The 26513-nt window shown below is 68.5% G+C and carries 20 protein-coding genes and 1 CRISPR repeat array; of the genes, 13 read left to right on the plus strand and 7 right to left on the minus strand.

Translation table 11 applies throughout. The features are described 5' to 3' along the window. Nucleotides 1-24: 24 nt before the first annotated feature. From pgeF to EI73_RS10515, 4 genes are read left to right on the plus strand one after another with little or no spacing between them, the layout of a single operon-like run. Nucleotides 25-792, plus strand: coding sequence for a peptidoglycan editing factor PgeF (gene pgeF, locus EI73_RS10500; RefSeq protein ID WP_034386557.1), 768 nt, complete (start codon nucleotides 25-27; stop codon nucleotides 790-792). After that, nucleotides 789-1289 carry a YqeG family HAD IIIA-type phosphatase gene (locus tag EI73_RS10505; RefSeq protein WP_034386559.1) on the plus strand — a complete coding sequence of 167 codons (501 nt, stop codon included), beginning with the start codon at nucleotides 789-791 and terminating at the stop codon, nucleotides 1287-1289. Before pgeF ends, EI73_RS10505 begins: the two co-directional genes overlap by 4 nt. A 47-nt stretch (nucleotides 1290-1336) precedes the next feature. Further along, nucleotides 1337-4012 (plus strand): ATPase, T2SS/T4P/T4SS family, encoded by a 2676-nt coding sequence (locus tag EI73_RS10510; protein WP_034386563.1) that lies wholly within the window; start codon nucleotides 1337-1339, stop codon nucleotides 4010-4012. Nucleotides 4013-4034: 22 nt separating this feature from the next. Further along, nucleotides 4035-5246 carry a type IV pilus twitching motility protein PilT gene (locus tag EI73_RS10515; RefSeq protein WP_034386566.1) on the plus strand — a complete coding sequence of 404 codons (1212 nt, stop codon included), beginning with the start codon at nucleotides 4035-4037 and terminating at the stop codon, nucleotides 5244-5246. A gap of 11 nt (nucleotides 5247-5257) precedes the next feature. On the opposite strand, the gene EI73_RS10520 is transcribed toward EI73_RS10515, so the two are convergent. Next, a complete protein-coding gene (locus EI73_RS10520) occupies nucleotides 5258-6631 on the minus strand; it encodes a DUF4403 family protein (RefSeq protein WP_034388098.1) in 1374 nt (457 codons plus the stop codon). Nucleotides 6632-6695: 64 nt separating this feature from the next. Here EI73_RS10520 and EI73_RS10525 point away from each other — a divergent pair, with 64 nt between their 5' ends. Both EI73_RS10525 and EI73_RS10530 read left to right on the plus strand, forming a co-directional pair. Next, on the plus strand, nucleotides 6696-7121 hold the full coding sequence (locus EI73_RS10525) for a secondary thiamine-phosphate synthase enzyme YjbQ (protein WP_034388101.1): 426 nt from the start codon (nucleotides 6696-6698) through the stop codon (nucleotides 7119-7121). 37 nt (nucleotides 7122-7158) lie between these two features. Beyond that, entirely contained in the window at nucleotides 7159-8286 is a 1128-nt protein-coding gene (locus EI73_RS10530; RefSeq protein WP_034386569.1) for a nitric oxide synthase oxygenase, read from the plus strand. A gap of 10 nt (nucleotides 8287-8296) precedes the next feature. Here the strand turns inward: EI73_RS10530 and EI73_RS10535 are convergent, their stop codons facing one another. Together EI73_RS10535 and EI73_RS10540 are read right to left on the minus strand one after the other, a co-directional pair. Further along, nucleotides 8297-10657 carry a penicillin acylase family protein gene (locus EI73_RS10535; RefSeq protein ID WP_051935488.1) on the minus strand — a complete coding sequence of 787 codons (2361 nt, stop codon included), beginning with the start codon at nucleotides 10655-10657 and terminating at the stop codon, nucleotides 8297-8299. Between the two features lie 48 nt (nucleotides 10658-10705). Continuing rightward, complete coding sequence (locus EI73_RS10540; RefSeq protein WP_034386571.1) at nucleotides 10706-11584, minus strand: DMT family transporter; 879 nt, start codon at nucleotides 11582-11584, stop codon at nucleotides 10706-10708. A gap of 88 nt (nucleotides 11585-11672) precedes the next feature. Between EI73_RS10540 and EI73_RS10545 the strand changes: the two genes are divergently transcribed. The 6 genes from EI73_RS10545 (at nucleotide 11673) to EI73_RS10570 (ending at nucleotide 18301) form a co-directional block, all read left to right on the plus strand. Beyond that, nucleotides 11673-14186, plus strand: a complete 2514-nt coding sequence (locus EI73_RS10545; protein WP_034386573.1) for a primosomal protein N' — start codon at nucleotides 11673-11675, stop codon at nucleotides 14184-14186. Between the two features lie 94 nt (nucleotides 14187-14280). Next, nucleotides 14281-15015, plus strand: coding sequence for a metallophosphoesterase (locus EI73_RS10550; protein WP_034386576.1), 735 nt, complete (start codon nucleotides 14281-14283; stop codon nucleotides 15013-15015). Between the two features lie 7 nt (nucleotides 15016-15022). Beyond that, nucleotides 15023-15862, plus strand: a complete 840-nt coding sequence (locus EI73_RS10555; protein ID WP_034386579.1) for a DUF1206 domain-containing protein — start codon at nucleotides 15023-15025, stop codon at nucleotides 15860-15862. An 87-nt stretch (nucleotides 15863-15949) separates the two neighbouring features. Then, on the plus strand, nucleotides 15950-16996 hold the full coding sequence (locus EI73_RS10560; RefSeq protein WP_034386581.1) for a PP2C family serine/threonine-protein phosphatase: 1047 nt from the start codon (nucleotides 15950-15952) through the stop codon (nucleotides 16994-16996). 26 nt (nucleotides 16997-17022) lie between these two features. Beyond that, nucleotides 17023-17400: a RidA family protein gene (locus tag EI73_RS10565; RefSeq protein WP_034386583.1), complete on the plus strand. Its 378-nt coding sequence runs from the start codon at nucleotides 17023-17025 to the stop codon at nucleotides 17398-17400. 70 nt (nucleotides 17401-17470) lie between these two features. Next, on the plus strand, nucleotides 17471-18301 hold the full coding sequence (locus tag EI73_RS10570) for a stage 0 sporulation family protein (protein WP_034386584.1): 831 nt from the start codon (nucleotides 17471-17473) through the stop codon (nucleotides 18299-18301). Between the two features lie 91 nt (nucleotides 18302-18392). On the opposite strand, the gene EI73_RS10575 is transcribed toward EI73_RS10570, so the two are convergent. Beyond that, the gene (locus tag EI73_RS10575; protein WP_034386586.1) at nucleotides 18393-20222 is read right to left on the minus strand and encodes a S8 family serine peptidase; all 1830 of its coding nucleotides are present in this window, start codon (nucleotides 20220-20222) and stop codon (nucleotides 18393-18395) included. 129 nt (nucleotides 20223-20351) lie between these two features. On the opposite strand from EI73_RS10575, the gene EI73_RS10580 reads away from it, so the two are divergent. Further along, entirely contained in the window at nucleotides 20352-22829 is a 2478-nt protein-coding gene (locus EI73_RS10580) for a tetratricopeptide repeat protein (protein WP_034386588.1), read from the plus strand. Nucleotides 22830-22831: 2 nt separating this feature from the next. Continuing rightward, nucleotides 22832-24382: a CRISPR direct-repeat array (repeat unit 37 nt; unit sequence GTTTCAATCCTCAGCCGCCCCGAAGGACGGCTGCAAC). 182 nt (nucleotides 24383-24564) lie between these two features. Here EI73_RS10580 and cas2 read toward each other — a convergent pair. From cas2 to cas4, 3 genes are read right to left on the minus strand one after another with little or no spacing between them, the layout of a single operon-like run. Next, nucleotides 24565-24858 (minus strand): CRISPR-associated endonuclease Cas2, encoded by a 294-nt coding sequence (cas2, locus tag EI73_RS10585; protein WP_034386590.1) that lies wholly within the window; start codon nucleotides 24856-24858, stop codon nucleotides 24565-24567. After that, on the minus strand, nucleotides 24855-25883 hold the full coding sequence (gene cas1c, locus EI73_RS10590) for a type I-C CRISPR-associated endonuclease Cas1c (protein WP_034386592.1): 1029 nt from the start codon (nucleotides 25881-25883) through the stop codon (nucleotides 24855-24857). Before cas1c ends, cas2 begins: the two co-directional genes overlap by 4 nt. Further along, the gene (gene cas4 / locus EI73_RS10595) at nucleotides 25880-26509 is read right to left on the minus strand and encodes a CRISPR-associated protein Cas4 (protein ID WP_034386594.1); all 630 of its coding nucleotides are present in this window, start codon (nucleotides 26507-26509) and stop codon (nucleotides 25880-25882) included. The genes cas1c and cas4 overlap by 4 nt, the downstream gene beginning before the upstream one ends. Nucleotides 26510-26513: the final 4 nt, after the last annotated feature.

Genomic DNA, 26513 nt, shown 5'->3' on the forward strand with positions numbered 1-26513 from the left:
CAACCCGTCAGAATCCGGTGAGAGATGTCCAGCGATACTGACCTTCTGATGCTCCTGCGTTCTCCCGTCCTCGGCGTGCCGCACGCGTTCACCACCCGCGTGGGGGGCGTGTCGGTGGGCGCGTACGCGGGCTTGAACCTCGACGACCGGGAAGACGACCCGCAGGCTGTCGCAGAAAATCGCCGCCGCCTTTGCGCCGCGCTGGGCTTTGCGCTGGACCGGGTGGCCCGCCTGCACCAGGTTCACGGAACCGACGTTCTCGAGGCCCGCCCCGGCGTGCAGGAAGGGGACGCGCTGGTCAGCTGCGAACCCGGCCTGCTCCTCGCCATCGGCACGGCGGACTGCTTCCCCGTGCTGCTGGCCGATGAGGCGGCGGGCGTGGTCGGCGCGGCGCACGCGGGCTGGCGGGGCACCCTGGGCCGGATCGCGGCGCGCACTGTGGAAGCGATGGTGAAACGGGGCGCTACGCCCACAAAGATCCGCGCGGCCATCGGCCCCGGTATCTGTGGCGAGCGGTACCCGGTGGGGGCAGACGTGGCCCGCCGCTTCCAGGAAGCGGGCCTGGGTGAGTGCGTGCTGGACAGGGCGGAGGGCCCTCACCTTGACCTGGCGGGCGCCAACCGAGCGGCGCTTCTCACAGCGGGGCTGCGGCCCGAGCACATCTGGGTGAGCGGGCGCTGCTCGACCGAGCCCGACTTCTACTCCTATCGCCGTGACGGGGGCCGGACCGGGCGGATGTGGGCGGTGATCGGCCTGCCGTCCGTTTCCGACGCACAGGGGGTGACGGCATGAGCCTGCTGCGCCCTGACGACGTGATCGCGCACGTCCACGACATCACGCCTGAATTCCTGGCGGCACGGGGGCTGCGGGGGCTGCTGCTGGACCTCGACAACACGCTCATTCCCTACGGGAGCTACGAGGAACGCGCGGACGTGATGCACTGGGCAGCGGAGCTGCGCCGGGCCGGCATCCGGCTGTACCTGCTCAGCAACGCCACCAGCCGCCGCGCTCGTTTCTGGATCGAGAAGCTGGGCTTTGAGGGCATCGGCATGGCCGGAAAACCCAACCCGCGGGCCTTTCGCCGCGCGCTGTCGCAGCTTGGGCTGCCGCCTCAGCAGGTGGGGATGGTGGGGGACCAACTCTTCACCGACGTGCTGGGTGGGAACCTGGCGGGGATGCACACCATCCTCGTGCGGCCGCTGGCGGTGAACGCCCTGCCGCATACCCGCGCCGCCCGGCGGCTGGAGCGCGCGGTCCTGAAACGTTACGGACACGACTGGCGGCCCTGAGGGGGGCCCGCAGGCAAGGCAAAACTGCAGAACTATGGAGGAACACAGTGGCACTCTCGATCGGTGACCGGCGCTTGGGCGCGATTCTGCTCGAACAGGGGTACGTGAGCGACACAGACCTGCAAAAGGCGCTTGTGCGCCACGCGGAGGTGGGGGGCCGCCTGGCCGATATCCTGATCGACTCCGGGCAGGTGGGTGAGAAACGCATCGCGCGTGCGATCGAGGAGGCGCTGGGCATTCCACTGGTGAACCTGCTGGTGATCACGCCCGAGATAGAAGCCCTCTCGGCGGTTCGGGCGCAAACCGCCCAACGGGTGCAGGCCTTCCCCTTTGCGCTGGAGGGCGGAACGCTGCGGGTCGCGCTGGTCGACCCCCTCTCCACCCTGGCGATCGAGGCCCTGGAAGACGACAGCGGCCTCACCATCGAGCCCTACCAGGCCCTGCGCGACGAGGTGGCGTGGGCCATCGCCACCTACTACCCAGAATTGGGGTTGACGCCGGTGCCCCCCGCCGAGATGGTTGGCAAGGGGCAAGAAGGCGGGCGGCTGGGACAACTCCTGCTGCGCCGCGGCCTGATCTCGGAGGCTCAGCTTCAGGTGGCGCTTGACGCGCAGCAGCAGACCGGGAACGACCTGGGCGCCACGCTGGTGGCCCAGGGGGTGCTGACCGAAGACCAGCTCTACGAGGTGCTGGCCGAGCAGGCGGACGTGGTGTACCTGCGTAACCCCCGCGACTTTCATCCCGGTGAGGACGTGCTGGGCAGCCTGCTGCGTTCGGACGCGCTGCGCCTTTCTGCCGTGCCCGTCGACGAGACGGCCCAGGGCATCACGGTGGTCACGAGTGATCCCCGCCGCCGGGAGGAGATCGAGGCGCTGGTTGGGCGCCCCGTGCAGCTTGTCCTCGCCAAGCCGCGCGACGTGGAGGCGCTGATCGAGCGCTACTACCCGCAGCGCACTCGGCTGGGCGAACAGATGGTTCAGCAGGGCACCCTGTCGCGCGCGCAGCTGCGCGAAGCCCTTCAGGTGCAGGCGCGTGGCGGCAAGGTCAAGCCGCTGGGCGAAGTGATTGTCGAACTCGGCTTTGCGGGCGCTGAGGAGATCGAGGCGGCCCTGCGCAAGCAGAACGCGGGGGGCGGGCGCCTGGAAGATACCCTGGTGCAGTCCGGCAAGCTCAGCCCCGAGATGCTGGCCCGTTCCCTCGCTGCGCAGCTCGGCTACGAGTACCTCGATCCGGTGCAGAATCCGCCTGATCCTCAGGTCGCGCTGATGGTGCCCGAGGCGACAGCCCGGCGCTACGTGGTGGTGCCTGTGCGTCTTCAGGGCGAGGCGCTGGTGGTCGCCATGAAAGACCCGCGCAACGTCTTTGCGCTTGATGACCTGAAACTCATCACCGGGCGCGACATCGTCCCGGCGGTGATGGCGGAAAAGGACATCATTCGGCTGATCGAGCGCTACTTCGGCAATCAGGATATGGCGAACCTGAACCAGCGCCTGATCGCCGAGAGCCGGAGCCGCGAGGCGAAAAAGCAGGAAGAACTCGACCTCACGGCGGGCCTAGATGACAACGCCGTGGTGCGGGTCGTAGACAACCTGATCCGCGAGGCAGCCCTTCAGGAGGCGTCGGATATTCATATCGAGCCGACGGCGACGGCGGTGCGGGTACGGTACCGAGTGGACGGCGCGCTGCGCGAGCAGCCCGAGCTGCCCAAGGGGAGCGCGCAGAGCATTCTGGCCCGCATCAAGATCATGGGTCACCTCGACATCGCCGAGCGGCGGATGCCGCAGGACGGGCGCATCCGCTTTCGCAAGGGCAGCATTGACCTGGACCTGCGCCTCTCCACCCTGCCCACCGTGTACGGCGAAAAGGCCGTGATGCGCCTGCTGCAAAAGGCGGAAAACATCCCCGAAGTCGAGCAGCTCGGCTTTTCGGAGTACAACTACAGGCGTTACCTGGACGTGGTGGAAAAGCCCAACGGCATCTTTTTGATCACCGGGCCCACGGGGTCGGGCAAGTCCTTTACCTCCTTTTCGACCCTCAAGCGCATCGCGCGGCCCGAGAAAAACACGACCACCATCGAGGACCCCATCGAGTACGAGATCCCCGGCATCGTGCAGTCGCAGGTGAACGAGGCGGCGGGCATGACCTTTGCCCGCGCTCTGCGCGCCTTTTTGCGGCAGGACCCGGACATCATCTTCGTGGGGGAAATCCGCGACACCGAGACGGCCAAGATCGCGACCGAGGCGGCCCTCACCGGCCACCTGGTGCTGGCGACCCTACACACCAACGACGCTCCCGGCGCGATCACCCGCCTGTCCGAGATGGGCGTGGAGCCCTTTAACATCTCCGCCTCGGTCGTGGGTGTGCTCGCGCAGCGGCTGGTGCGCCGGGTGTGCAGCGAGTGCCAGCAGCCCACCAACGCTGACCCCGAGGTGCTGCGCCGCCTGGGCCTGAGCGAGACGGAGATGCGTGGCGCGGTGCTGATGCGCGGCACCGGCTGCCAGCGTTGCGGCGGCACCGGCTACAAGGGCCGCATGGGCATTCACGAGCTGATGGTGATTGATGACGCTTTGCGCCGGGCGATCGGTGCGGGCAAGACCGCCACCGAGCTGCGTGACGTGGCCTTGACGGAGAGCGGCATGCGCACCCTGCGCCAAGACGGAATCGAAAAGGCGCTGGCGGGCCTCACCACGTTGGAAGAGGTGCTGGCGGTGACCAGCAACTAGTGTTCATCCCCCGAGGTTTGTTATGACCCAGACTGCCCCCGACATAGCCGACATCCTGCATTTCGCCGCCGAAAAGGGCGCGTCCGACGTCATCCTAACGGTGGGCCTGCCGCCGCAGTACAAGCTCCAGGGGACCTACGAGACGAACGGCGTTTCCCCGCTCACCGCTCCGGAGACCCGCAAGCTGATGTACTCGATGATGAACGAGCGCCAGCAGCGAATCTTTGAAGAACGCCGTGAGCTTGACTTCTCCTTTGCGCTGGGCGAAAAGGCGCGCTTTCGCGTGAACGCCTTTATGCAGCGCGGCTTCGTGGGCGGCGTTCTGCGCCTGATTCCCACCCAGATCCGGAGCGTGCAGGAGATGGGCTTGCCGCCGCAGGTGATCGAGATCGCGAACGCCCCGCGTGGCCTGGTCCTGGTCACCGGCCCCACCGGCTCGGGCAAAAGCACCACGCTCGCCGCGATGATCGACCACATCAACAGCACCAAGAAGCTGCACATCGTAACCATCGAGGACCCCATCGAGTTCATGCACCTGCACAAGCGCAGCATCGTGAACCAGCGCGAGGTTGGCGCGGATACCATGAGCTTCAATGACGCCCTGCGCGCCGCGCTGCGCCAGGCCCCCGACGTGATCTTGGTGGGCGAGATGCGCGACTACGAGACCATCAAGGCTGCGGTGACCGCCGCCGAGACTGGGCACCTGGTGATGGGCACCCTGCACACCAACTCCGCGCCGGAGTCCATCGACCGGATTGTCGACGTGTTTCCCGAAGAGCAGCAGGAGCAGGTGCGGGTGCAGCTCGCCAACAACCTTGTCGCCGTGATGACGCAGCAGCTGCTGCCGCGTGCGGACGGCCTCGGCCGCGTGCTGGCCTACGAACTCCTGATCGCCAATCCCGCCGTGCGGGCCCTGATCCGCGAGGGCAAGACCTACCAGATCGTTTCCACCATGCAGACGAGCGCGCGCGAGGGGATGGTGACGATGGACGCCTACCTCGCGGGGCTCTATCGCCGCCGCCTCATCAGCTATGACACCGGGGTAGAGCGTGCCGTGGACCCCAAGGAGTTTGCCCGCCTGGCGGGCGACCCCGGCGCGGGAACCGGGAGCGCCCCTCACGCGCCGCCCGCTGGGGGCGGCCACGGCACGGGCCGGGAAGGCGCGGGTCGCGGCGCGGATGTGGGCCGCAGTACCGTGCTGGGAAGCGGCAACGGCCCCTTTGGACGGCGCTAGAGGTCCTCGCCTCAGCGCAGCTTCGCCGCGTTCACCGTTCCCCGCAGCTCCCCGCCCGCCGCCGCCGTCACGACCAGGGCCTCCGGGGTGACCTGAAGGGCCGTCAGCCGCAGGGGGCCGACCGTGCCCGCAAGCTCCACGCCCGGCACGGGTGTGAAGGGGAGGCGTGACTGTACCTGTCCCCGCACCCGCTCCAGTGAGGGCGTGAGGTCAAAGCGAGCGGCTCGCGCCAGGTAGGCCTGGGCCCGCTTGTCGGCCAGCCAGCCGATCACCCGTCCGCTGAGGCCCTCCCGGCGGGTGGTGACGGTGACGCCGCGCAGGGTCAGCACTCGGCCCGTCGGGTCGAGGGTGGGCGTTCCGGAGACGTCGGCGGTGGCCCGAACGTTGAGCCCCAGAGGCCCGGACACCGTGACGCTGACCGCGGCATTCAGCTTCCCGCCACGCGGGGTCAGCGTCACGCGCTCCACCCGCAGGGTGGGGGAGAGGGGCACCGGCAGCGGAAAGGGGCGCTGTCCGGCCACGCGGGTGGCTGCTCGGGACAGTTCCGGGTAGGGCAGGCGCACCGGCAACCTCAGGTCCACCCCAGAGGTGGGCGGCGCGGCCACGTTGAGCGCGGGAAGCGGTGTGGCCGTTGGGGTGGGGGCGCGGCCCAGCCCGGCGATGAGGTCAAAGGTCGCGCCCACCGTCAGCCTCAGCGCGTCACCGGTAAAGCGCGGAGGACTGACGGTCAGGCTGCGGGGCGTCACGCGGGCGTAGGCCGGGTCGGGGGTGGGCAGGGCCCAGGGCTGCTGCACCCGGGCCCACAGCGTTCCCGCCCGTGCCCGCAGGTTGGCTCCCTCGCGCACGGCCCGCGCCACATCGGCTGCCACGCGGTCTAGCTCCGCGCGCACCTGCCCTTCGACCAGCGACTGCACGCTCACCCGCACGCCCTGGGTGAGGTCTACGCTCAGCGGGTCCGTCCAGGTGACGTCTCCAGTCACCTGTGCTCCCGCCTCCCATGCGGGGGTGACCAACGGCTTCACCCGCAGGCTGACCGTCGCCGCGCCCCCGAAGTCCCGGGTCAGCAAGGAACCCAGGCCCGCCGGTTCGGCCCGGAAGTCGGCGCGGAGGGGGACACTCACGATGAGCGCGTCTCCCTCCGGCGCGGGTTTCACGCGGACAGGCCCGGTTCGGGTGACCGCGCCCGTGAGCTTCACCCTCAGCAGGCCGCCCAGGAATTCACGCGTCTCGTTCAGGCGCGCGAACTCGGCGGGAACGCGCGTGTTGGCGGCCTCCTGCACTCCGGCAAGGGGCACGGTGACGGGCAGCGTGAGGGAGGAGAGGGCCTCGGCGGGCGGGGTGACCATGAGCACAGTGGACAGGGCCGGGATGAGAAGACGTCGCATGGCGTGGTTCGCAGGGTAACGGTCCAGGATGAGCGCCGGAGACAAGGCGCGCTACCCTTTGCCCATGTGGGTTCAGCACGAACTGCGCCTCCGTTCCTTTCCGCGCGGCTTTCACCTCATCACGCGGGAGGTGGTGGCTGCCCTGCCGGAACTCGCCCGCGTGCAGGTGGGCCTGCTGCACGTGTTGATTCAGCACACCTCCGCCAGCCTGGCCCTCAACGAGAACGCCTCACCCGATGTCCGGCGCGACTTTGAGCGGTTGTTCAACCACCTCGTGCCCGACGGTTGGCCGCCCTTCGAGCACACCTTGGAAGGCCCCGACGACATGGCCGCGCACATCAAGGCCAGCCTCCTCGGCTCCAGCCTCACCCTGCCCGTGCGGGGCGGGCAGCTGGCGCTGGGCACCTGGCAGGGCATCTACCTGTGCGAGCACCGAAAGGACGGGGGCGCGCGGCGGCTGCTGCTCACCCTCCACGGCGAGGCGTCCTAGGGGACATTTGCCGGGAAGCGCGGCGAAAGGATGAGGGATGACTGCCGCCTTTTCCCAAGGTGCGCCGCCCGCTCGCCTGCTCGCGGAAGCCGAGCGCTTTCTGACCCTCTATCACGACGAGTGTCGCCGGCCGGGTTTGGCGGCGCGGCTGAGTGAGGTGCGGGACGAGGTGGCGCGCACGGGCAGCTACACCCTCACCTCCGACGAACTGACGCACGGGGCGCGGGTCGCCTGGCGCAACAGCAGCCGCTGCGTGGGCCGCCTGCCCTGGGCGGGGTTGGAGGTCCGTGACCTGCGGCACGTGACCCGCCCGGACGATGTGTTCGCGTTCCTGCTCGCCCACCTGCACGGCGCTTTCAACGGGGGGCGTGTTCGGCCCCTCGTCAGCGTCTTCGGCCCCGGGGTGCGCATCCACAATGACCAGCTTCTCCGCTATGCCGGATACCGCCACCCGGACGGGACAGTGACCGGCGATCCGCAGAACGTTTCCCTCACCTCGCATCTGCGGCGGCTGGGGTGGACCGGGGGGCCGGGGACGCCCTTTGACGTGCTGCCCCTCGCGGTCGAGGGGGCAGGACAGGTGCGCCTCTACGAGCTCCCGCCGGACGCCGCGCCCCAGGTGCCGCTGACCCACCCCGACTGCCCCGCCATCGCGGACCTGGGGCTGCGCTGGTTCGCCCTGCCCGTGCTGAGCGGGTTCGCGCTGGAGGTCGGGGGGCTCACGTTCTCCTGTGCGCCTTTGAGCGGCTGGTACGTGCAGACCGAGATCGCCGCCCGCAACCTGGCCGATGAGGGGCGCTACAACGCCCTTCCCGCCGTGGCGCGGGCCTTGGGCCTGGAGATGGCCTCGCCCCGGCGGCTCTGGCAGGACCGTGCGCTTGTCGAGCTGAATGTCGCCGTGCTGCATTCCTTTGACGCGGCGGGCGTGCGGATCAGCGATCATCACAGCGTGGCGCGGCAGTTTGTGCAGTTCGAGGCGCGGGAGGCCCAGGCGGGACGTGAGGTGCGGGGCCGCTGGTCGTGGTTGATTCCGCCCCTTTCGCCCGCCACCACCCCCATCTGGCACCGCCAGTACGTGGACGGGGACGAGCGGCCCGCCTACCTCCCCCAGCTGCCCGCCTGGGCGCAGCGGGAGGGCGCAGCGGGTTGCCCCTTTCACGGCTAAGCCCTTCGCCTCAGCGCTGGGGGAGGAGGGTCAGGGTGGTTGTTCGCCCCCAGTCCTCCTCATCCGTGCTCATGGGCAGGTACTCGCCCGCCGCCCAGAGCCGCTGCTGGTCGGTGACGTGTTCGCCGAAGGGATTCCCGCTTTGGCCCAGGCTGCCCACGTACAGGCTGCTGTTGAGGTCTCCTAGGTCCACAATCTGGCGGTAGCTGGGGCCGTGGGTCTGCCGCAGCGTCTCGGGGTCAGGGCGAGCCACGTTCACGGTGTTCGTGCCGCCCGGAGTGGGGACCGAGTGGTTAAAGAGCCAGGCCAGGGCCGCCACCTCCCCAAAGGCGCGGTGGTGGCTGGCGACGGTGTGCACTCGGCCGTACGTCCACCCTGCGGGATCAGGGCCAAGGCGGGCAGCCAGGCGCTCCACGGCCCGTTTCAGGCTGGCCTGGAGCTCGGCCGCGCAGTTTTGCCGGTGGGCAGCCTCGTTGCGGCAAAGCTCGCCGTCCTGCCGAAGCTGGTTCAGCACCGCGAGGCTATTGAGGCGCGTCTCGTTTCCGAGTTCGTCCTGCGCCATCGTCTGAAGTTCGGCGAGCCACGCCTCAAAGATCGTCGGTTGAACGCGGTCGGTCCGCATGTTGCCGTCCCAGTCGCGCAGCCATTCCAGCGCCTGACGGCTGAGGTCTCCGCTGGGCAGCGTGCCCAGCAGGAAGGGTTTGAGGTCGCGCCACACCAGGCTAAAGGTATCGAGCTGCACCTGCCGCACGTCCTCCACGGTGAGCCTGCTGGTCCGGGCCGTGAGCAGGTCGGTGATGCGCTGGGCGCGGTAGGGCTCGGCCCAGTTGCGGCGATTGCCCAGGAGATAGGGGTACTCCTCCGGCACCACCTTGTTGTTTGCCGTGACAACCAGCCCGTCGGCAGGATTCAAGGTATGGGGCAGCTCCTCAAAGGGAATAAAGCCCTGCCATTCCCGCGAGCCGTCGCCAGGCACCGGAAGGGAGCCGTCCCAGCCCCGGCGGATGGGCACCCGGCCAGGCGCGTAGTAGCCGGTATTGCCCTCTACATCGGCGTAGACAAAGTTCTGGCTGGGGGCCACGTACTTCTTGAGGGCCCTGACGAAATCGGACCAGTTCTGCGCGTAGTTCAGCTCCAAAAAGGCGTCCAGGGTGGTGTCTCCGGGTTGCAGCGCCGTCCACTTCAGCGCCACGCGCGGCCCCACCTCGCCCGCGCCGACGCCGCTGATGATCGGGCCGTGTTCGCTCTCGCGGATGGTGAGGCGGACGTCCTCTCCGCCTTTGACCCGGATGATCTCGGTGCGCTCGGTGAGCCTCGCGTCTGCGGGTTCGATGTAGAGGTCCTGCACGTCGGGGTTGACGTTGGTGACGCCCCAGGCAACGCGCTCATTGCGCCCGATCACGATGCCGGGCAGCCCCGGGATGGTCGCGCCGATCGCCCTGAGCTGCGGTCCCTGTATGTCCGCCAGATACCACAGCATCGGACTGGTGAGGGCCAGGTGCGGGTCATCGGCCAGGATGGGCTGGCCGCTGGCCGTGCGGCTTCCTGCGATCACCCAGTTGTTGCTGCCCTTGCCCGGCACCCCTTCCATCCCCAGCGCACGAGCGGCGCCGAGGTGCGCTTCCAGGGCGCGGAGCGTCGCTTCGGGAAGGACTGCCGTCTCATCCGCCGCGGGCACAGCCGGGCCGCTTCTCCCCAGTTCTCCCCGGCTGAGGATGGTGGGGCCGCTGGCCGGGTAGGGGGGCAGCACGGCATCCAGGCCCTCCCGGCCCAGGCGCTTGACGGCGCGCATCCCCAGGATCTCCTCTTCCCAGTTGCCGCCCAGATCGTAGGCCATCAGCTTGCTCCAAGCGATGGAGTCCACCTCCGTCCAGGGTTCGGGCGTGTACCCCAGGATGCGGAACTCGGGGGCGACCTTGCCCTGCCTCAGGCCCGCGTTCACACCCGCGGTGTAGGCCCGTACCATCCGCCGCGACCGCTCCGACAGGGCCGGAAGCGCGGTCTGCGCCGCGCGGTAAAAGCCCCAGGTTCGCAGGAACCGGTCCTGAGGAAGCGCGGCTTCGCCCAGCACCTCGGCCAGCCGCCCCTGCGCCACGCGGCGCTGGAAGTCCATCTGCCACGCCCTGTCCTGCGCGTGCACGAAGCCCAGCGCAAAGAGCGCGTCCTCGTCCGAGCTTGGCGCGCGGATATGCGGCACGCCCCACGCGTCCCGCGTGACCGTCACCGGCCCCCGGAGCCCCGCCAGCGTCACGGTGCCCGCCGTGCGCGGCGTCGACGTTACCTTAAGCCACACCACCACGGCGAGCGCCGCCGCGAGCAGCAGGAGAATCAACCACAGCAGGCCACGTCCCAGCCGACCAAGTAACCGCATTCTGCCTCCTTGTTGAACCAGGTTCAGAATACGGCGGGGAGGTGAGCCTTAGCCCCGGCGCCGCTGTGCCAGCACGGCCCCCCCCAGAATGAATGCTCCGCCCAGCACCACGCTTGGCCGCAGCGGCTCCGCCAAAACCGCACAGGCGAGCAGCACGGTAAACAGCGGTTCCAGCGTCCCCAGCAGGCTGGCGCGGGCAGCACCCAGGCGGGCAACAGCCCCGTACAGGGCGGGCACGGCGACCAGGGTGGCGAGGACGGCCATGCCGAGAACCGCGCCCCACTGCGCGGGGGTGCCGGGAGCGTGCAGGGTGCCCTGGGCCGCGGCGAGCGCGGCAAAATACAGGCTGCTCACCAGGGCCATATGCCCGGTGGAGGCGAGGGGTGACACCCCGGTCAGCCAGCGCTCGGAGGCGAGCAGGTACAGGGCGTACAGGGCACCCGCGCCGGCCCCCAGGGCGAGGCCGAGCGGGTTGCGGTCTCCTGCGCCGGGCACGCCCACGACCAGCCCCAGGCCAAGCGCCGCCAGGGCGACCGCGCCCAGCCGAGCCGCGTCCGGCCTGCGGCCCGTCAGCCATCCGAACAGGATCACGAAGGCGGGCGCGAGGTACAGCAGCAGCCCTGTGGTGCCCGCCGTGATGCGCGAGAGCGCTCCGAAGTAGCAGGTGGTTGCCAGCGCGTACAGCACGCCGGTAGCGAGGAGGGGCCCGCGCTCCCGCCAGGTCAGACCCCGTCCCGCCAGGGGCAGCAGCACCAGCGCCACCAGGCCAAAGCGCCAGGCCAGCAGGCTGAAACTGCTGATGCCCGCCGCGGTGCCCAGCTTGCCCCAGATCCCCAGCGTGGAAAAGCCCAGCGCGGCCACCAGCGCGAGGCCTAGGCCCAGGCGAGCGGGGGAGGGCGGAGCAGGCACAGCGGGGCTGGCAGTCATGGAATCAGCGTACCGTCCCCAGGCGGTGGCGGCGCTTTGGCGTCTACCCCACCTCTCGGCTCCTCCCGGCTGCGCTAGCTTCGGGCACGTGACGCCGGATCCTGCTTCCCGCCCGCCGGTGCCCTGGCGGGTGGTGCTGCCCCTGCCGATGGCTGCGCTCGACTTTGCCGCGCCGCACGGGTACGGGGCGGCCGTCCCGGTGGGCTGCCGCGTGCTGGTGCCCTGGCGGGGCGAACTCGCCGCTGGCCTGGTGGTGGGAGAGGGAGAAGGCCGCTCCTCCCACCGCCTGCGCGAGGCCGTGCATGTCCTCGATGACGAGGAAGGCCCCTGGGTTCCCCCCGCTACCGTACAGGCCATCAGCGCCTGGGCGCGCGACGCTCGGGTTCCGGCCGGACTGGTCTGGAGTGACCTGCTGGGCACGGGGTGGGAAGCGCGGGTCGAACACCGGGTGCGGGCGGTACCGGGCGCGGATCTCAGCGCCTTTGCCCGTCACGTGCCCACGACGATCTGGACGGACGCGGGAGCTTTTGCGCCGCCCCTCCTCGACGCCATCCGCGAGCAGGGCCTGCTGGAGGAGGCGTTTTGGCCCACCGTCCGCACCCGGAGCGTGGTGCGGGCCCGGCCCCTGGCGGAGGTGCCCGCTGCGGCCCGCACCGTGACCGTCCTACAGGCCGCAGCGGAACCGCCCGCGGGCCTCACGCCCAAGGGCCGGGCCGCGTGGGCGTGGTTGGAGGCGCACGGTCCGCAGGACAACCTGAGTGCCTGGGCCCGCGGCGCGGGTGTGAGCGCGAGTGTGGTGACGAACGTGCTGAAGGCGGGTGGAGCGCAGTACGTGCCGCAGGAGGTGCCTCCACCCCCCGCCTGGACCTGGCTGCGGGAGCGCGGCCCGGTGGAGACGCTGAGCGACTGGGCCAGCGGTGCGTCCGCCGACGGCATTCCCCTCTCGCCCACGCTCGCGGGCACGCTGGCCCTGCGTGGCTGGGCGGACACCGTGCAGGAACCCGCGCCTCCCCCCTCCCTTCCCGAGCCGCAGGCGAACTGGACCACCTCCGACCCCGACCGTCTGCCGGAAGCCCCGGCCTGGCGGCTTCATGGCGGGCGGCCCGCGTCCCGCTTCCGCACGCTCGCGCCGCGGGTGGCCCGGCTGCTCACCCAGGGGCGCGGAGTGCTGGTGCTCGCGCCCGACCACGCGACCCTGCGCCGCGCCTGGGAGGGCCTCTCCGGCCTGGCCGTTCCCGCCGGAACTCGGGCCGTTCAGCTCAGCGGCGGCCTGAATGCGGCGCAGCGCGAACACGCCTGGCACCTGATTCGTTCCGGCGCGGCCCGGCTGGTCATCGGCAGCTACCTGGCGCTCACCGCGCCGCTCGCGGACCCCGCCCTGGTCCTCCTGCTGGAGGAGGGCAGCGACGCCTACAAGCTCGCGGGGGGGAGCCGCGCCTTTATTCCGGACCTGGCTGCTCGCGTCGCCGCCGCGCACGGTGCCGCCCTCGCCCTGGTCGGAAGCGTCCCCGCCGCCGAGAGCGTGCCTCTTCCCGGTGCGCTGTTGCCCCCCCCGAGGACCCGGGTGCACGTTGTGGACTACGCCAACCCGCCCGAACAGCCGGAACTTGGGCCGCTCTCCAGCGCGCACCTCACGCCCGGCGACCTGGGGTATCCCCTCAGCCACGACCTCACGCGGCTCTTGCGCCAGGTGCGGGAACGCGGGCGGCAGGCGGCGCTCCTCGCTCCCCGCCGGGGATACTCGGCCCTGCTGCGCTGCCCGAGCTGCGAGCACACGCCGCACTGCCGCCACTGTGACGTGCCGCTGCGTTTTCACCAGGCTGCCCGCCAGCTCACCTGTCACCAGTGCGGCTACCACGAGGCTTTGCCTGACCGCTGCGACGCCTGCGGCGAACGGATGTGGCAGGCCCGCGGTCCCGGGACCGAGTGGATCGCCGCCGAGGTGGCGCGCCTCGCTCCCGGCCTTCCCGTCTTCCGCTACGACCGCGACCGCCAGGATGACCTTTCTCCCCTCTTTGCCGGTGAGAGCGGCGTTGTGGTGGGCACCCAGCTGCTGCTCTCGAAGGACGCGCCTCCCAACCTCGCCCTGATCGGCGTGACCCTGGCAGATACCTGGTTGAACGTCTCGGATTTTCGCGCCTCCGAACGCTACCACCGCCTGCTGCGCCAGCTTGCCGAGTGGCATCCCACCCGCGCACCCCTCCTCGTCGTGCAGACTTTCCAGGCCAACCACCCCGCCCTGAGGGTGATGGTCGAGGGCCGCGACGCCTTGGCCTACCCCGCCGCAGAGGAACGCGCCCGCGCCGCCCTGGGCTATCCTCCACACGCCCGTCTTGCGCAGGTGGAGGTGGCGGCCCGTGATCCGCAGCGGGCGAAGGTCGCCGCGCAGGAAGTCTTTGACGCGCTGCACGGCGCGGGGGCGACCGCCGGGGAAGTGCTTGGCCCCGCCCCCAGCCCGGTCGCCCGGCTGCGCGGCGTGTACCCCTACCACCTGCTGCTGCGCGCCCGCGACGACGCCCGCCTGGCGCAGCTCCTCGCTACCCTGGATCGCCGCTGGACGGCGCGGGTGCGGGTGGACGTGAACCCGCGGGGGGGGCTGTAGGCACCCGTTGAGGCATCCTGGCTGCATCCCCGCCCCCTAATTCCTTCCTTCAGCTTCGCCGGGCCCGCTCTGCTCGCTGCGTTAGACTCCGCTCATGATCCGTCTGGCCGTTCTCGCGGACCTGCACGCCAACCTGGAGGCGACGCTGGCCGCACATGCGGACGTGCAGCGGCGGGGGATTTCTGAACTGTGGGTGTTGGGCGACCTGGTTGGCAAGGGACCGCGTCCGCGCGAGGTGGTCGAGTGGACGCAGGCGCACGCGACGCGGGTGATTCAGGGCAACTGGGACGCGCGCGTTGCGGGCGCGACCAACCGGCCCCAAGACCTGTGGCCGCGCTCCAAGCTGACGGCGGGGCAGCTGGCGTACCTGGCGGGGCTTCCCTACGGGATTGAGGAGCAGTTCGGCGGGGCGTGGTGGCGCTTTGTCCACGCGAGCTCCAAAGGTCTCTTTCACCGCCTGTACCCGCATTCCAGCCTGGGCGAACAACTGGAAGCGTTTGCGCCCAACCCGCAGTTTGGCCTAGGGGTACAGGCCGACGCCCTGGTGTATGCCGATGTCCACGAGACGCTGCTGCTCGACGTAGAGGGCCGCCCCCTCATCAACACGGGCTCGGTCGGTAACCCCCTCGACAGCACGCTGCCCAGCTACCTGATTCTGGAGTTCGATCCGCACAGCCCCTCCTACAGCGCGACCTTTGTGCGCCTCACGTACAACCGTGACGCCGAGATCGCCGCTGCCGAGGCGAGCGGCATGCCCTTTACCCGCGAGTACATCGCGGAGCTGCTCACCGGCGCGTACCAGAAACGTCGGGCGCGCACGGGGGAATAACCGGATCATGGCGAGTTCTCGTGAGGCGGGTGCAGAGGAGGCTGCGGCCTACGCGGCACCGGGCCTGGAGGCCCTGGCGCGTTTTGGCTATGTCAGCAAGGGCGTCATATACGGGGTGATCGGCGTGCTCGCGCTGAGTGTCGTGCTGGGTTGGGGCGGAGTCGCGGCGGATACGCAGGGGGCCCTGCTGCGCCTTCAGGATCTGCCGCTGGGGACCCCCCTGCTCTGGCTGCTTGCCCTGGGCCTTCTGGGGTACGCGCTGTGGCAACTGATACGGGCATTCCTCGACCCCGAACACCAGGGCCGGGGCGCTCGGGGGCTGGCGAAGCGGGCGGGGTACCTGCTGAGCGCTCTAGCCAACAGCGGTCTGGCGCTGTTTGCAGTGCGGCTGGCCTGGACCGGACATGCTCGGCGGGACGAGCACCGTGAGGTGGAGGTGGCCCGGCAGGTGCTGGACTGGCCGGGCGGACAGGTCCTGCTTGCCCTGGCTGGCCTGGTGCTGTTGGCCGTGGCCGGGAGCGCGTTCTACAGCGCCTCCGGCGCTAGGTTTATGAAGCGGATGGCCCTGACCGAGCTGGGCACCCGCTCTGCCGAGCTGGTCAAGCGCGTCGGGCAGGTGGGGATCGCGGCGCGGGGCGTGGTGCTGGCGATCATCGCGGTGTTCCTGCTGCTCGCCGCGTGGCGGGGCCGTGCCGGGAGCGTGCGGGGGATCGCGGAGGTGTTTTCCTGGCTGCGCGCGCAGCCTGCCGGACCCCTGCTGCTGGGTGTTGTGGCTTTGGGCACCCTCTGCTACGGCTGGTGGTGTCTCATCCAGGCCCGTTATCGCCGAGTGAGGGTGCAGCCTTAAGGCTCCTGCGGTCTGGGCCATCTCTGGGGTGGAAAAGGGCTCTCAATGTGCTCCCCCGGCAAAAAGCCCTTCCCTTATATTGTTCACATGCGCGCCAACGCGACGCCCCCCCTGTCCTCCGGGATTCTGACGGATGTGGGGCGTCAGCGCCGCGTGAATCAGGATGCTGCCCTGGCCCTCGACCTGCCGCAGGGGGGGCTCTATGCGGTGGCGGACGGCATGGGCGGACACGCGGCGGGCGAACTTGCCGCCAACCTCGCGCTTGATACCCTCAGCCAGCACTACCTGGAGGGACGCGGCTCGCCGCCCGTGCGCCTCGCTCAGGCGGTACAGGCTGCCAACCTGGCGGTGCTGCGGCACGCGGTCGGCGAATACGTCGGGATGGGCACCACGCTGCTTGCCCTGCTGATCGACCGGGGGGCAGCGCTCCTTGCCCATGTGGGGGACTCGCGGGCGTATCTGCTGCGGGGCGGAGAACTCTACCGCCTCACCGACGACCATTCCTGGGTGGCCGAGCAGGTTCGGTTAGGAAACCTCACCGAGGAGGAGGCCCGCCACCACCAGTGGCGCAGCGTGGTGAGTAACGCCCTGGGCGGCGAGGAGCGGGTGCGCCTGGAACTGTTTGGCCTGCCGGTCGCCGCCGGGGACCGCCTGCTGCTATGCAGTGACGGCCTCAGCGGAGTTCTTTCTGACGGCGCCCTGCTCGACCTGCTGACCCGGGCCCAGACGCCCGACCAGGCTGTACGGACCCTGGTGGGGGCTGCCAACGCTGCGGGAGGTCCAGACAACATCACCGCCGTTGTGGTGGACGTGCTGCAAGATCAGCGCCTGCCGCACTACGCCCTGCCGGTTCGCCAGGGGGAAGGCCCCCTCTATGTGGACGCGTTGCTGAACGCCCAACGGGGCAGCAGTCCCCTCACCTACGTGCTTCTGATTGTCGCCTATTTTACGCTGCTGGGCGTGATGCTGATTCCCGAGTCCCGACTGCTCATCGGTCTGCTGGGCGTCTCGCTGCTGCTGGGGGTGGCCGCTGCCCAGCGGGTGCTGCGTGCTCGGCCCGGACGTTTTCCGTTGCGCCCCGCCGCGCTGGCCGCGCCCTCGCCGGAGCGCGAGGTCCGCAACTCCTCGGGGTGAGCGGCGAGCACGGGTACAGTAAGGCTATGAAAGACGTCGTTCAGACCCCAGACGCACCCGCGGCCATCGGTCCCTACAGCCAGGCCACCACCTTCGGCAATCTGGTGATCACCAGCGGCCAGATTCCGCTGCGGCCCGATGGCAGCCTGGTAGAGGGTGACGTCGCGGCACAGACGCGGCAGGTGCTCGATAACATCAAGGCTGTGCTGGCCGCTGCCGGAACGGACCTGGTCCGCGTGGTGAAAACCACGGTGTTCCTGGCGGATATGAACGAGTTTGCCGCCATGAACGCGGTGTATGCAGAATACTTCCAAGAGCCCTATCCGGCCCGCAGCACCGTTCAGGTGGCCCGCTTGCCCAGAGACGTCCGGGTGGAGATCGAGGTGATCGCCGAGCGGCACTGAGTTCCTCCTTCTCATCCGTTCGTAATCCGGCTCTCGACGCTTCCCCGGCGGGCATGACATCCTGCGGGACGTGATTGTCCTGCCCGTCCGCTTCGAACGCAGTCCCCGCCTGCATGCGATGCTCAGCGAAGAGCCGCATGCGGTGGGGACGCGTGTGGTGGTACAGGGCAAACGCGGGCCCGAGGTCGCCACGGTGCGCGGCGAGGGCCGAGCTCCGGATCCCCAGGGCCGCTACGGCGCCGTGCTGCGTGCCGCAACCCCCGAAGACTTGGCCCGTTGGGACGAGCTGTACCGTCAGGGAGAGGACCTGAAATGGCTGTTGCGGGCCCGCGCCCGCGAACGCGGCCTGCCGGTCAAGATCGTGGCGGTGGAATTCACGCTTGACGAGAGCCTGGTCACGGTCAGTTACAGCGCCGAGGAACGCATCGAACTCGGCAGCCTGATCGCAGACCTCCGAGCACATACCCGCGCTCGGGTGAATTTCGCTGCGGTAGGTCCCCGTGAGCAGGCACAGATGATCGGCACGCTGGGGGCCTGCGGCCGTGAAAACTGCTCGAGCCACCACCTTCAGGAGTTTGCCCCGGTCAGCATCCGCATGGCCCGCGATCAGCAGCTTCCGCTGAACCCCGAAAAGCTCAGCGGTCCCTGCGGCCGCCTGCTGTGCTGCCTGCAATACGAGCATGCCCAGTACCTCGACCTGCTTGGTGACCTTCCCCGCAAGAATGCGCGAGTGTGCCACACGGCCAGCGGAGCCTGCGGCAAGGTCGTCAAGCTGCATCCCCTCGCCGGCAAGGTGGACGTGCAGACCGAACAGGGGATGCTCAGCGGTGTGCCCGCTCACGAACTGACCCGCGCGCCCGACGCCGCGGGACGGGGGCGGCGGACCGAGCCGGAAGCCTAGGCCGCCGCTCTCCCACGCGACCCGTGTCGACAGGATCAACAAAGGAGGCGTCTCCCCAAGCTGGGAAGACGCTGGTTTCTGGGCGGGCCGTTTACTTGCGGATGACCTTGTCAATCTCGGCAGTGCCGGTGTAGGTCGTGGTGGGGTTGAGGTAACCCTTGAGGACAACCTTCCAGTTGCCTCCTACCGGGTTGGGGATGCTGACGGCCTCGCCGGTGCTGGTTCCCTGGGCGCTGGAACCAACCAGCCGGCCGGCGGGGTCATACACCTCTAGGTCGAGGTCGTAGGCGGGGTTGCCCCACTCGGTCGAGACGCGCAGGGCCGAGGCACCGGAGGGAACGCTCAGCGTATGGGTGTCTTGCGCGGTAGCCACACAGTTCACCAGGGGCGCGCAGACGCTGCTCGCAACGGTGCCGCTCCAGCTGGGCAGGGCCGTCGTGGTGACGGTGTAGCGGTTGGGATTCAGGCGCACCGCCTCCCGCACCGCGGCGTTGGCATCCACATAGCCGTAGCCAACTTCCCACAGCTCACGGCGCTTGGTAACGACCTGGTTGGGATCAAGGCCGTTTGTGGCCGTCTCGGTGTAGTACATCGGGCGGCTGGTCTTCTTAAAGATTGCCAGCACGTCGTCCAGTTTCAGCCGCGGATTGGCTTCCAGCATCAGGGCCACGACGCCGCTGATGTGGGGGGTTGCCATGCTGGTGCCGCTGATGGTGGAGTACTGCGGATTGTCGAGGTCGGGCACAGTAGTCGCGGCCAGGCCAGTCAGGGCGCGGGCGGCGCTGATGTCTACGCCGGGCGCGGTGACATCGGGGTGAACAAGCGCGTCGCCGGGGCGGCCACGGGAGCTGAAGTCGGCCAGATAGCCCTTCTTGTCTCCCGCCGCCACGCTGATCACGCAGGGGCTGGCGGAGTAGGGATTGAGGGTGTTGGCGTCCGGCCCCTCGTTGCCCGCCGCAAAGGTTACGATGATGCCCGCGTCGTAGGCCCGCTTGGCCGCGAGGCTAATGGGGTTGTAGGGGGCGAATTCTCCGCTGGAGCCCCAGGAGTTGGAAATGACCCGAATGTTGTAGGTCTCGCGCACCTCTGGCTTCATGATGTAGTCGAAGCCTTGAAGGGCGTACAGGATGCTCAGGGCATCTCCGGCGCCCACACCGACAAGGGTCACACCGGGCGCGACCCCCTGGCGTACCCGTGCCGAGCCTTCCGAGGCCGCGCCGCTGCCGCCGATGGTGCTGGCTACGTGCGTGCCGTGCCCACTGCTGGTATCGGTGTTGGGCGAGTCTACATACAGGTAGCCCCCCACGCCCACATCCGTGATCGGTCCCACCAGCTTCACGTTCTTGGCGACGTTTTTCAGGTCGGGGTGGGTACCGTCAACCCCCGAGTCCAGCACCGCCACACCAATGCCCTTCCCGGTCACGCCGTAGGTGTTGCGCGCGACGTCTGCCCCAATAAATTTCACGCTCTCGGCCAGCTTGTACTGGAGGGGTGCGTCCTGGTACACCGACACCAGGCCGGGCAGGTTGGCCTTGAGGGTATCGAGCAGCTCCGGTGTCACCAGGGTTTTGACCGCGATCATGGGCAGGTTCTCCAGCACACCCAGGCCCTTGCCCAGGTCTACGGGCAGGTTAGAGTCCATCCAGGTGATCGCGCGGCCCTTGCTGGTGTCATCCAGGAAGGAGAGGATGAGCGTGCCCACCTGCCCGTAGCGCAGGTTGCTGTCCACCTGCACGCTGCTGGGAGTAGTCGCGTACAGTGCCTGGCACTCGGTCTGGGTGGTGCCGGGGCTCTGTACGCTCAGCGTGCTGGCGGCCGCACGTGCCTGAGGTTGGGTGGAGGTCACTCCCTGCGGCGTGCTCTGCCCACAGGCGGCAAGAAGAACGGTCAGGCTCAGGATGATCGGGGATGTGTGTTTCATCGGGAACTCCTGGAGGTGAGAATGCTTTGGATGGAGTCCATTTCAGCAAACGCTCCTCAAAAAAAACGCAAACTCGTTCCCGCTCGCGCCGTTTCTGCGCTAAACTAAAGGTTTTTTCTATACTGACTCATGATTCCCCTGCCGGAACACCTGCGGCTTCGCCTGGCTGCGGAACCTGACCGGGTGGTGCTTCCCGTGGATGTCGGAGCAGGCCAGGAGGCACTGGTTGCCTGGGCCAGGGCCCGGGGCCTGACCGTCACCCGCGAGCCACCTGTTTCCGAGCTCCGTTGGTTATGGTGGCCCCGGCGCCGTGCTGACCTGATGACCTGGGCGGCCCAAACAGACAGCTCCCTGCCTCTGCTGGTCCTCAGCGGGACCGATACCCGGTACACCGAGCAGGAGTGGCGGGCAGCGGTGAGGGGCGCCCCCGCCTGGGCAGCCAGCACCTTTGCCCTCAGCCGGGGCTGGCCCGCCGCCCTGCCGCTGGCCCTGGCCCTGGCAGAAAGCCACGCTTCCGATCGGGAGGAGTGGTACCGCCATCCGCTGGCAGGAGCCCTGCTGGCCCCCCTGCTGCCGCCAGGGCCCCTCCTTGCTGCCTACCGAGCCCTTGCGCTCACACCCCTGGTCACCCCACAAGTGGCAGCTGCCCTCCACGTTTCCTGGGAAACAGTTGAGGTGCTGGCGGACCGTGGATGGTTGTGGGCGGTGCCGGGCGGCTGGGAGCTGCCGGGTGTGTTGCGCCGTCACCTCTGCCCATTGCCGGATCCTCAAGTCGCGCGACCCGTCGCCGCTCTGCTGCACCAGGCGGGGTTTACGGCTGCGGCCCTTACCCTGCTGCGTGAGGCGGGCGCCTGGGATGAGCACCTCACCCTGCTGGCACAGGAGCTGCGGGTGGGGTCGGGACCAGAGGTACTGCGTGCCACCCTGCGTGCCCTGCCCCCCTACTGGCGCGAGCAACCAGCGGCCCTTTACCTCGCCGGCCTGCTCGCGCGGGCCTCGGGCGATCTGGAACGGGCCGAGGCGCTCTACAGCCGCGCCCTCCCGGTATTGCCTCCGGCCCTGCAACCCCTTGCCGCCAACGCGCGGGGTGTGGTGCGCGCAGTCCGGGGCGACGCGGCGGGGGCGCTGGAGGATTTCGGGGAGGCCAGCCGCGTGGGGGGGCTTACCGGCGGCGAGGCCGCGCACAACCGCGCTACCCTGCTGGTGCAGCTGGGCCGCCATGCCGACGCCGAACAGAGCCTTGATGGCGCAATTGCCGCCTTCCGCGAGGCGGGCGACCTGCGGCGCGAGGCCCGCAGCCTGGAAACGCTGGGCAGCCTGCAATTCGGCCGGGGCCTCCTGCAAGAGGCGCTTGTGCCGTACGAGCAGGTGCTGCGCCTCTTGCAGGAGGATCACCCGGAGGAAACTGCGCTTACCCACGTGAACCTGGCGGAGGTGCGGACACTGCTGGGCGAGGAGGAGCAGGCCCGCGCCCATCTCGAGCGTGCTCAGGCCCTAACTGAACGCTTCGAGCTGACCCATGTGACGGGCTGGATCACCCGCGTCCGTGCCCTGCTCGCCCTGCACGCCGGTTTGCCACAGGTGGCCCGCGACCTGCTGGAAGCCGTGCCTTCTGCCGACCGGAGCCTACAGGCCGAGACCCAACTGCTGCTGGCCCGTGCCTGCCGCGAACTCGGCGAGGCAGAGGCTGCTCGAGCCGCCCTTGCTGAGGCCCGTGCCTTGGGGCTGCGCGCCGACCTAGAAGCCGCGTTGCAGGGCGCCGACGACGTGGGAGAAGTAATCGAAGCAGCTCGCCAGGAGGAGGCCCGGCTGGAACTGGCAACAGCCCTTCTGCACCGGGCTGAACCCCAAGACCTGGAGGAGGCCCTCGACCTGATTCGCACCCACGGTTACCGCGCACTCCTCAGGAGCCCGGCGGCACACCGCTTGGTCACCCATGCCCAGGATGACGCTACCCGTGCGCTGTTTCCCCTGGTGCTGCGTGTCCTGGGACCGCTGCGAGTCACCCAGGCGGGACGTGTCTGGCGTTCGGCGGACTTTCCGACCCGCAAGAGTGCAGCGTTGCTGGTCGCCCTGGCCCTCTCCGGCCGTTCCCAACCTCGTGAGCAGCTCGCCGAGCGGTTTTGGCCAGACGCCAAGAACCCGTTGGCAAGCTTGCAAACAGCTGTGTATCACCTGCGCAGCACCTTCGGCGTAAACCTCATTCGCAGCGCGCGGGGCCGCCTGACCCTGACTTTTCCGGTACACAGTGACCTGGCGGACCTGCAAGAGGCCCTGGCTGCCCGCGATCCGGACCGGATTGCGGCCCTGATTCGCCAAGAGACCACGCCCCCGGCTGTCCTGCCTGATCTGGCTGCCGAGCTGCACGAGGAATGCGAGCTGGCCGAGCGGCTCCTGCACGACGCCCTGCGGGTTTATGCCGACGCCCAGCCCGAGGGTAGCTTGGAGCGGCGTGACGCCCTACGGAACCTGATCGCTGCTGACCCCCTCAACATCGAGGCCCGCACGCACCTGGTGGACTGGCACCTGGGGCAAGGCGACACCGAGAGCGCTCAGCAAGAACGTGCCCGCATGCAGGACATCCTGCGCGAATTGGACCTGGGCTGAAGCGCAGTGTCCTCAGCCGCCCCGAAGGACGGCTGCAACGGCCGGGCGGGCGCGGGGGGTCCTCACCCTTGGCGTTTCAATCCTCAGCCGCCCCGAAGGACGGCTGCAACATGGTGGCGGCTGACCGGGCGCTTCCCGTCCAACGGTTTCAATCCTCAGCCGCCCCGAAGGACGGCTGCAACATCTCGACCAGCCGCCATCCCTCTATGCCCCGCCCGAGTTTCAATCCTCAGCCGCCCCGAAGGACGGCTGCAACACCGCATATTTCACTAGACTCATGGGGTTCATGGTTTCAATCCTCAGCCGCCCCGAAGGACGGCTGCAACTCGCGGAATCAGGCGATTAAAGTTCTATCCGCCGCAGTTTCAATCCTCAGCCGCCCCGAAGGACGGCTGCAACCTCGCTACCGGCCTTGCTGCTGGCCGCGCGCTACCGGTTTCAATCCTCAGCCGCCCCGAAGGACGGCTGCAACAATTCCCCACGCGGGGTGCGATATGAAGAGAGAGTTTCAATCCTCAGCCGCCCCGAAGGACGGCTGCAACGCTTTTCAGTGAGGCGCGGCGCAGCGTAGGCTGCAGTTTCAATCCTCAGCCGCCCCGAAGGACGGCTGCAACCCCGAGCTTCGGGGGAGGCTTCGATTATTACGACGAGGTTTCAATCCTCAGCCGCCCCGAAGGACGGCTGCAACGTCTCGGCGGAGATGAGCTTGGCCTCCCGCAACAAGGTTTCAATCCTCAGCCGCCCCGAAGGACGGCTGCAACTCGCGCTGTACATTGGCAATGGTTTGGTATACCAACACGTTTCAATCCTCAGCCGCCCCGAAGGACGGCTGCAACCATAGGCATTTCCGCCTAGGATTATTATACCATATCGTTTCAATCCTCAGCCGCCCCGAAGGACGGCTGCAACTATCCGCCGAATAAGCCTTGATTGCCGAAACAACGTTTCAATCCTCAGCCGCCCCGAAGGACGGCTGCAACGATCAACGTAGCCACCGGGAATGACCAGATGGGAGTTTCAATCCTCAGCCGCCCCGAAGGACGGCTGCAACGGCAACTGTGCGACCGGGTGGACCTCGAACCCCTCGTTTCAATCCTCAGCCGCCCCGAAGGACGGCTGCAACGGCGGTGTGTGCGCCCGTGTGGTTCCTCTCGCCGTTTCAATCCTCAGCCGCCCCGAAGGACGGCTGCAACGAGACACGGTGAGCGGACCCGGAGGATGCTCCATGTTTCAATCCTCAGCCGCCCCGAAGGACGGCTGCAACACCAAACCGGCTCAGTCGGGGTATTTTTGATGAAGTTTCAATCCTCAGCCGCCCCGAAGGACGGCTGCAACGTGATCTGGGCTACACGATCACGGACTACGTGACCGTTTCAATCCTCAGCCGCCCCGAAGGACGGCTGCAACGCGCTTTATCCCCCTGGGGGTCGCCCCGGACATTAGTGTTTCAATCCTCAGCCGCCCCGAAGGACGGCTGCAACGTGTGCGAGGTGTGCCGCCGGGCCGGGTGCGACGGGTTTCAATCCTCAGCCGCCCCGAAGGACGGCTGCAACGGTTCGCCATCCGGATGCGTCCCATACGGCTCCCCGCCATCAGTTTGCGCGAACCTCCTCAGAGCTGTCCAGTTTTTGGAGGTGGCCTTGAGGGTCAGTTGTCAAAGATCCCGTCCCAGAGGGACTTTTTGCTCTGCGCGAACCCCCCGGGGTTTTTTCGTCACGTGGGGTTCGCGCAAAGCTTACAAGATGAGTGGCTCGCTGAAGTCGCGGTAGTGGTCCAGGCCGTAGGCTTCCACAAAGTGCTGACGGGGCTGCCGCAGGCGGTAGATGCGGATGCTGTCTTCAGTAGGGTCGAGGATACTCAGCAGCTTCTGACGTAGGGTGAGGAGTTGTTCTTCGCTCACGCTGACTTCAAAGACGCTGTTTTGTACCCGTTGGCCGTGGGCGACGCAGACTTTGGCAACGCGGCGCAGGCGCTTGCGGCCCGCCTCGGTCTGGGTGGCGACGTCGTAGCAGATCAGCAGGTCAATCATCGGTGGAGGTATGGAGGGTAGTGCGGGCGGTCGCCGCGCAGGTGCTGGGCAAGAAGGCGGGCCTGGACGTGTGGAACCAGCCCCAGCGGCGTTTTGCGGGCGGTGAGGGGATGGGTCACTTCCTCCTTGCGGCGCTCGTTGAGGTGCGCCAAAACTGTTTTGCGGCCCTCCTCGCGGAGGGTAACCACTCCACCCTCGTGCTGCTCGAAGTCACGGGGGGTGATCTGGCCGCGGTTGATCAGGGTGAGGATGGCGCGGTCTGCGGCGATGGGGCGCAGCTCTTCCATCAGGTCGAGGGCGAGGCTGGCCCGGCCGGGCCGCAGGGCGTGGAGAAAGCCGATCTGCGGGTCAAGCCCGACGGTCTGACAGGCCGAGGCACACTCGTTGGCCAGCACCGTATAGACGAAATTCAGGAGCGCGTTGATGGGGTCGCGGGCCGGGCGGCGTGTTCGTTCCGAGAGCCAGAAGAATTCGCGGTGCTGCCGCAGCATCAGGGGAAACACCTGCCAGTAGCTGCGGGCGGCCGTGCCCTCGATGCCGCGCACCTCGTCCACCGTTTGGCCAAGAGGCAGGCAGGCGATCTGGTCATTGATGTCGCGGGCAGCCTGCCGCAGGGGGGCGGCGTCGGCCTCGGCCGCCTCACGCGCCGCCCGCAGCAGGGCCGTCTTCTGGTTCTGAAGCTTGCCGGCGGCGATATACCGGGCAACGGCAAGCGTTCGTTCCCGGTCACCCGCACAGTCGTGCTGGGCCATCCGCAGGAGGACGCTGCCGCGAACGGGCGTCTCTGTGCGGGCCAGAAAACGTCCGTGCTCGCTGAGCCAGGTGACGGGCTTGTGTTCGCGGGCGAGGCGGTGGATCAGAAAGGGCGAGAGCAGCACGTTGCCAAACACCACCACGCCGTTTACGTGGTGCAGCGGCAGCATCGCCTTCTTTTCGCGCTCGACCTCCACCCGAATGTTGTCGGTGTCAAGGTGCAGATAAGTGCCCTGGGTCTGGACGTACAGGGTGTTGAGGAGTTGCCTCATGGTTCCTCCAGGGCGGTGCTGAAGGGGTCGTAACCCCGCGGAAAGTCGCGCGGCGCAAAGGGTTCGCATTCTTCCTGGAGGCTGCACCATTGGCAGCGGTCGTCGGCGGCGGGTGGGGGCAAGACACCCGACTCCAGCAGGGCCCAGACACCGTCACGGGCTTCCAACACCGCCTGACGCAGCGCCGGGGTAAAGGTCACCTCGCGCCGTTTGCGGCTGGCGATGTGGTAGAGCGCGCCCTGCAACACCGGTTGGCTGAACATCTCCTCCAGGCACAGGGCCTGGGCACAGAGCTGTAGCGCCTCGACAAAGTGCCCCAGCCGGTGGGTCTTGGGGTAACGGCTGGACTTGTACTCCACCGGATAGGGCACGTCGCCCGGCCGCAGCTCAACCACATCAGCGACGCCGCTGAGGCGATGCTGGCGCGAGACGAGGGGCAAAGCGCGCAGAATTCGCACGTCCCCGCGAGCCTCTTCTCCTCCGCCGTGGGCGCGCGCGTGCAGTTGTTCGCCTCGCACGGTCCAGATGTTGTCGGCCCATTCCTGTTCGACATGCACCAGGGCGCAGCGCCGCGGGCAGTAGGCGTACTGCGCCAGGCTGGAAAGCAGCAGGGGCTCAGGCGGCACGCTG

Source organism: Deinococcus sp. YIM 77859 (genome assembly GCF_000745175.1).
Taxonomy (GTDB): domain Bacteria; phylum Deinococcota; class Deinococci; order Deinococcales; family Deinococcaceae; genus Deinococcus.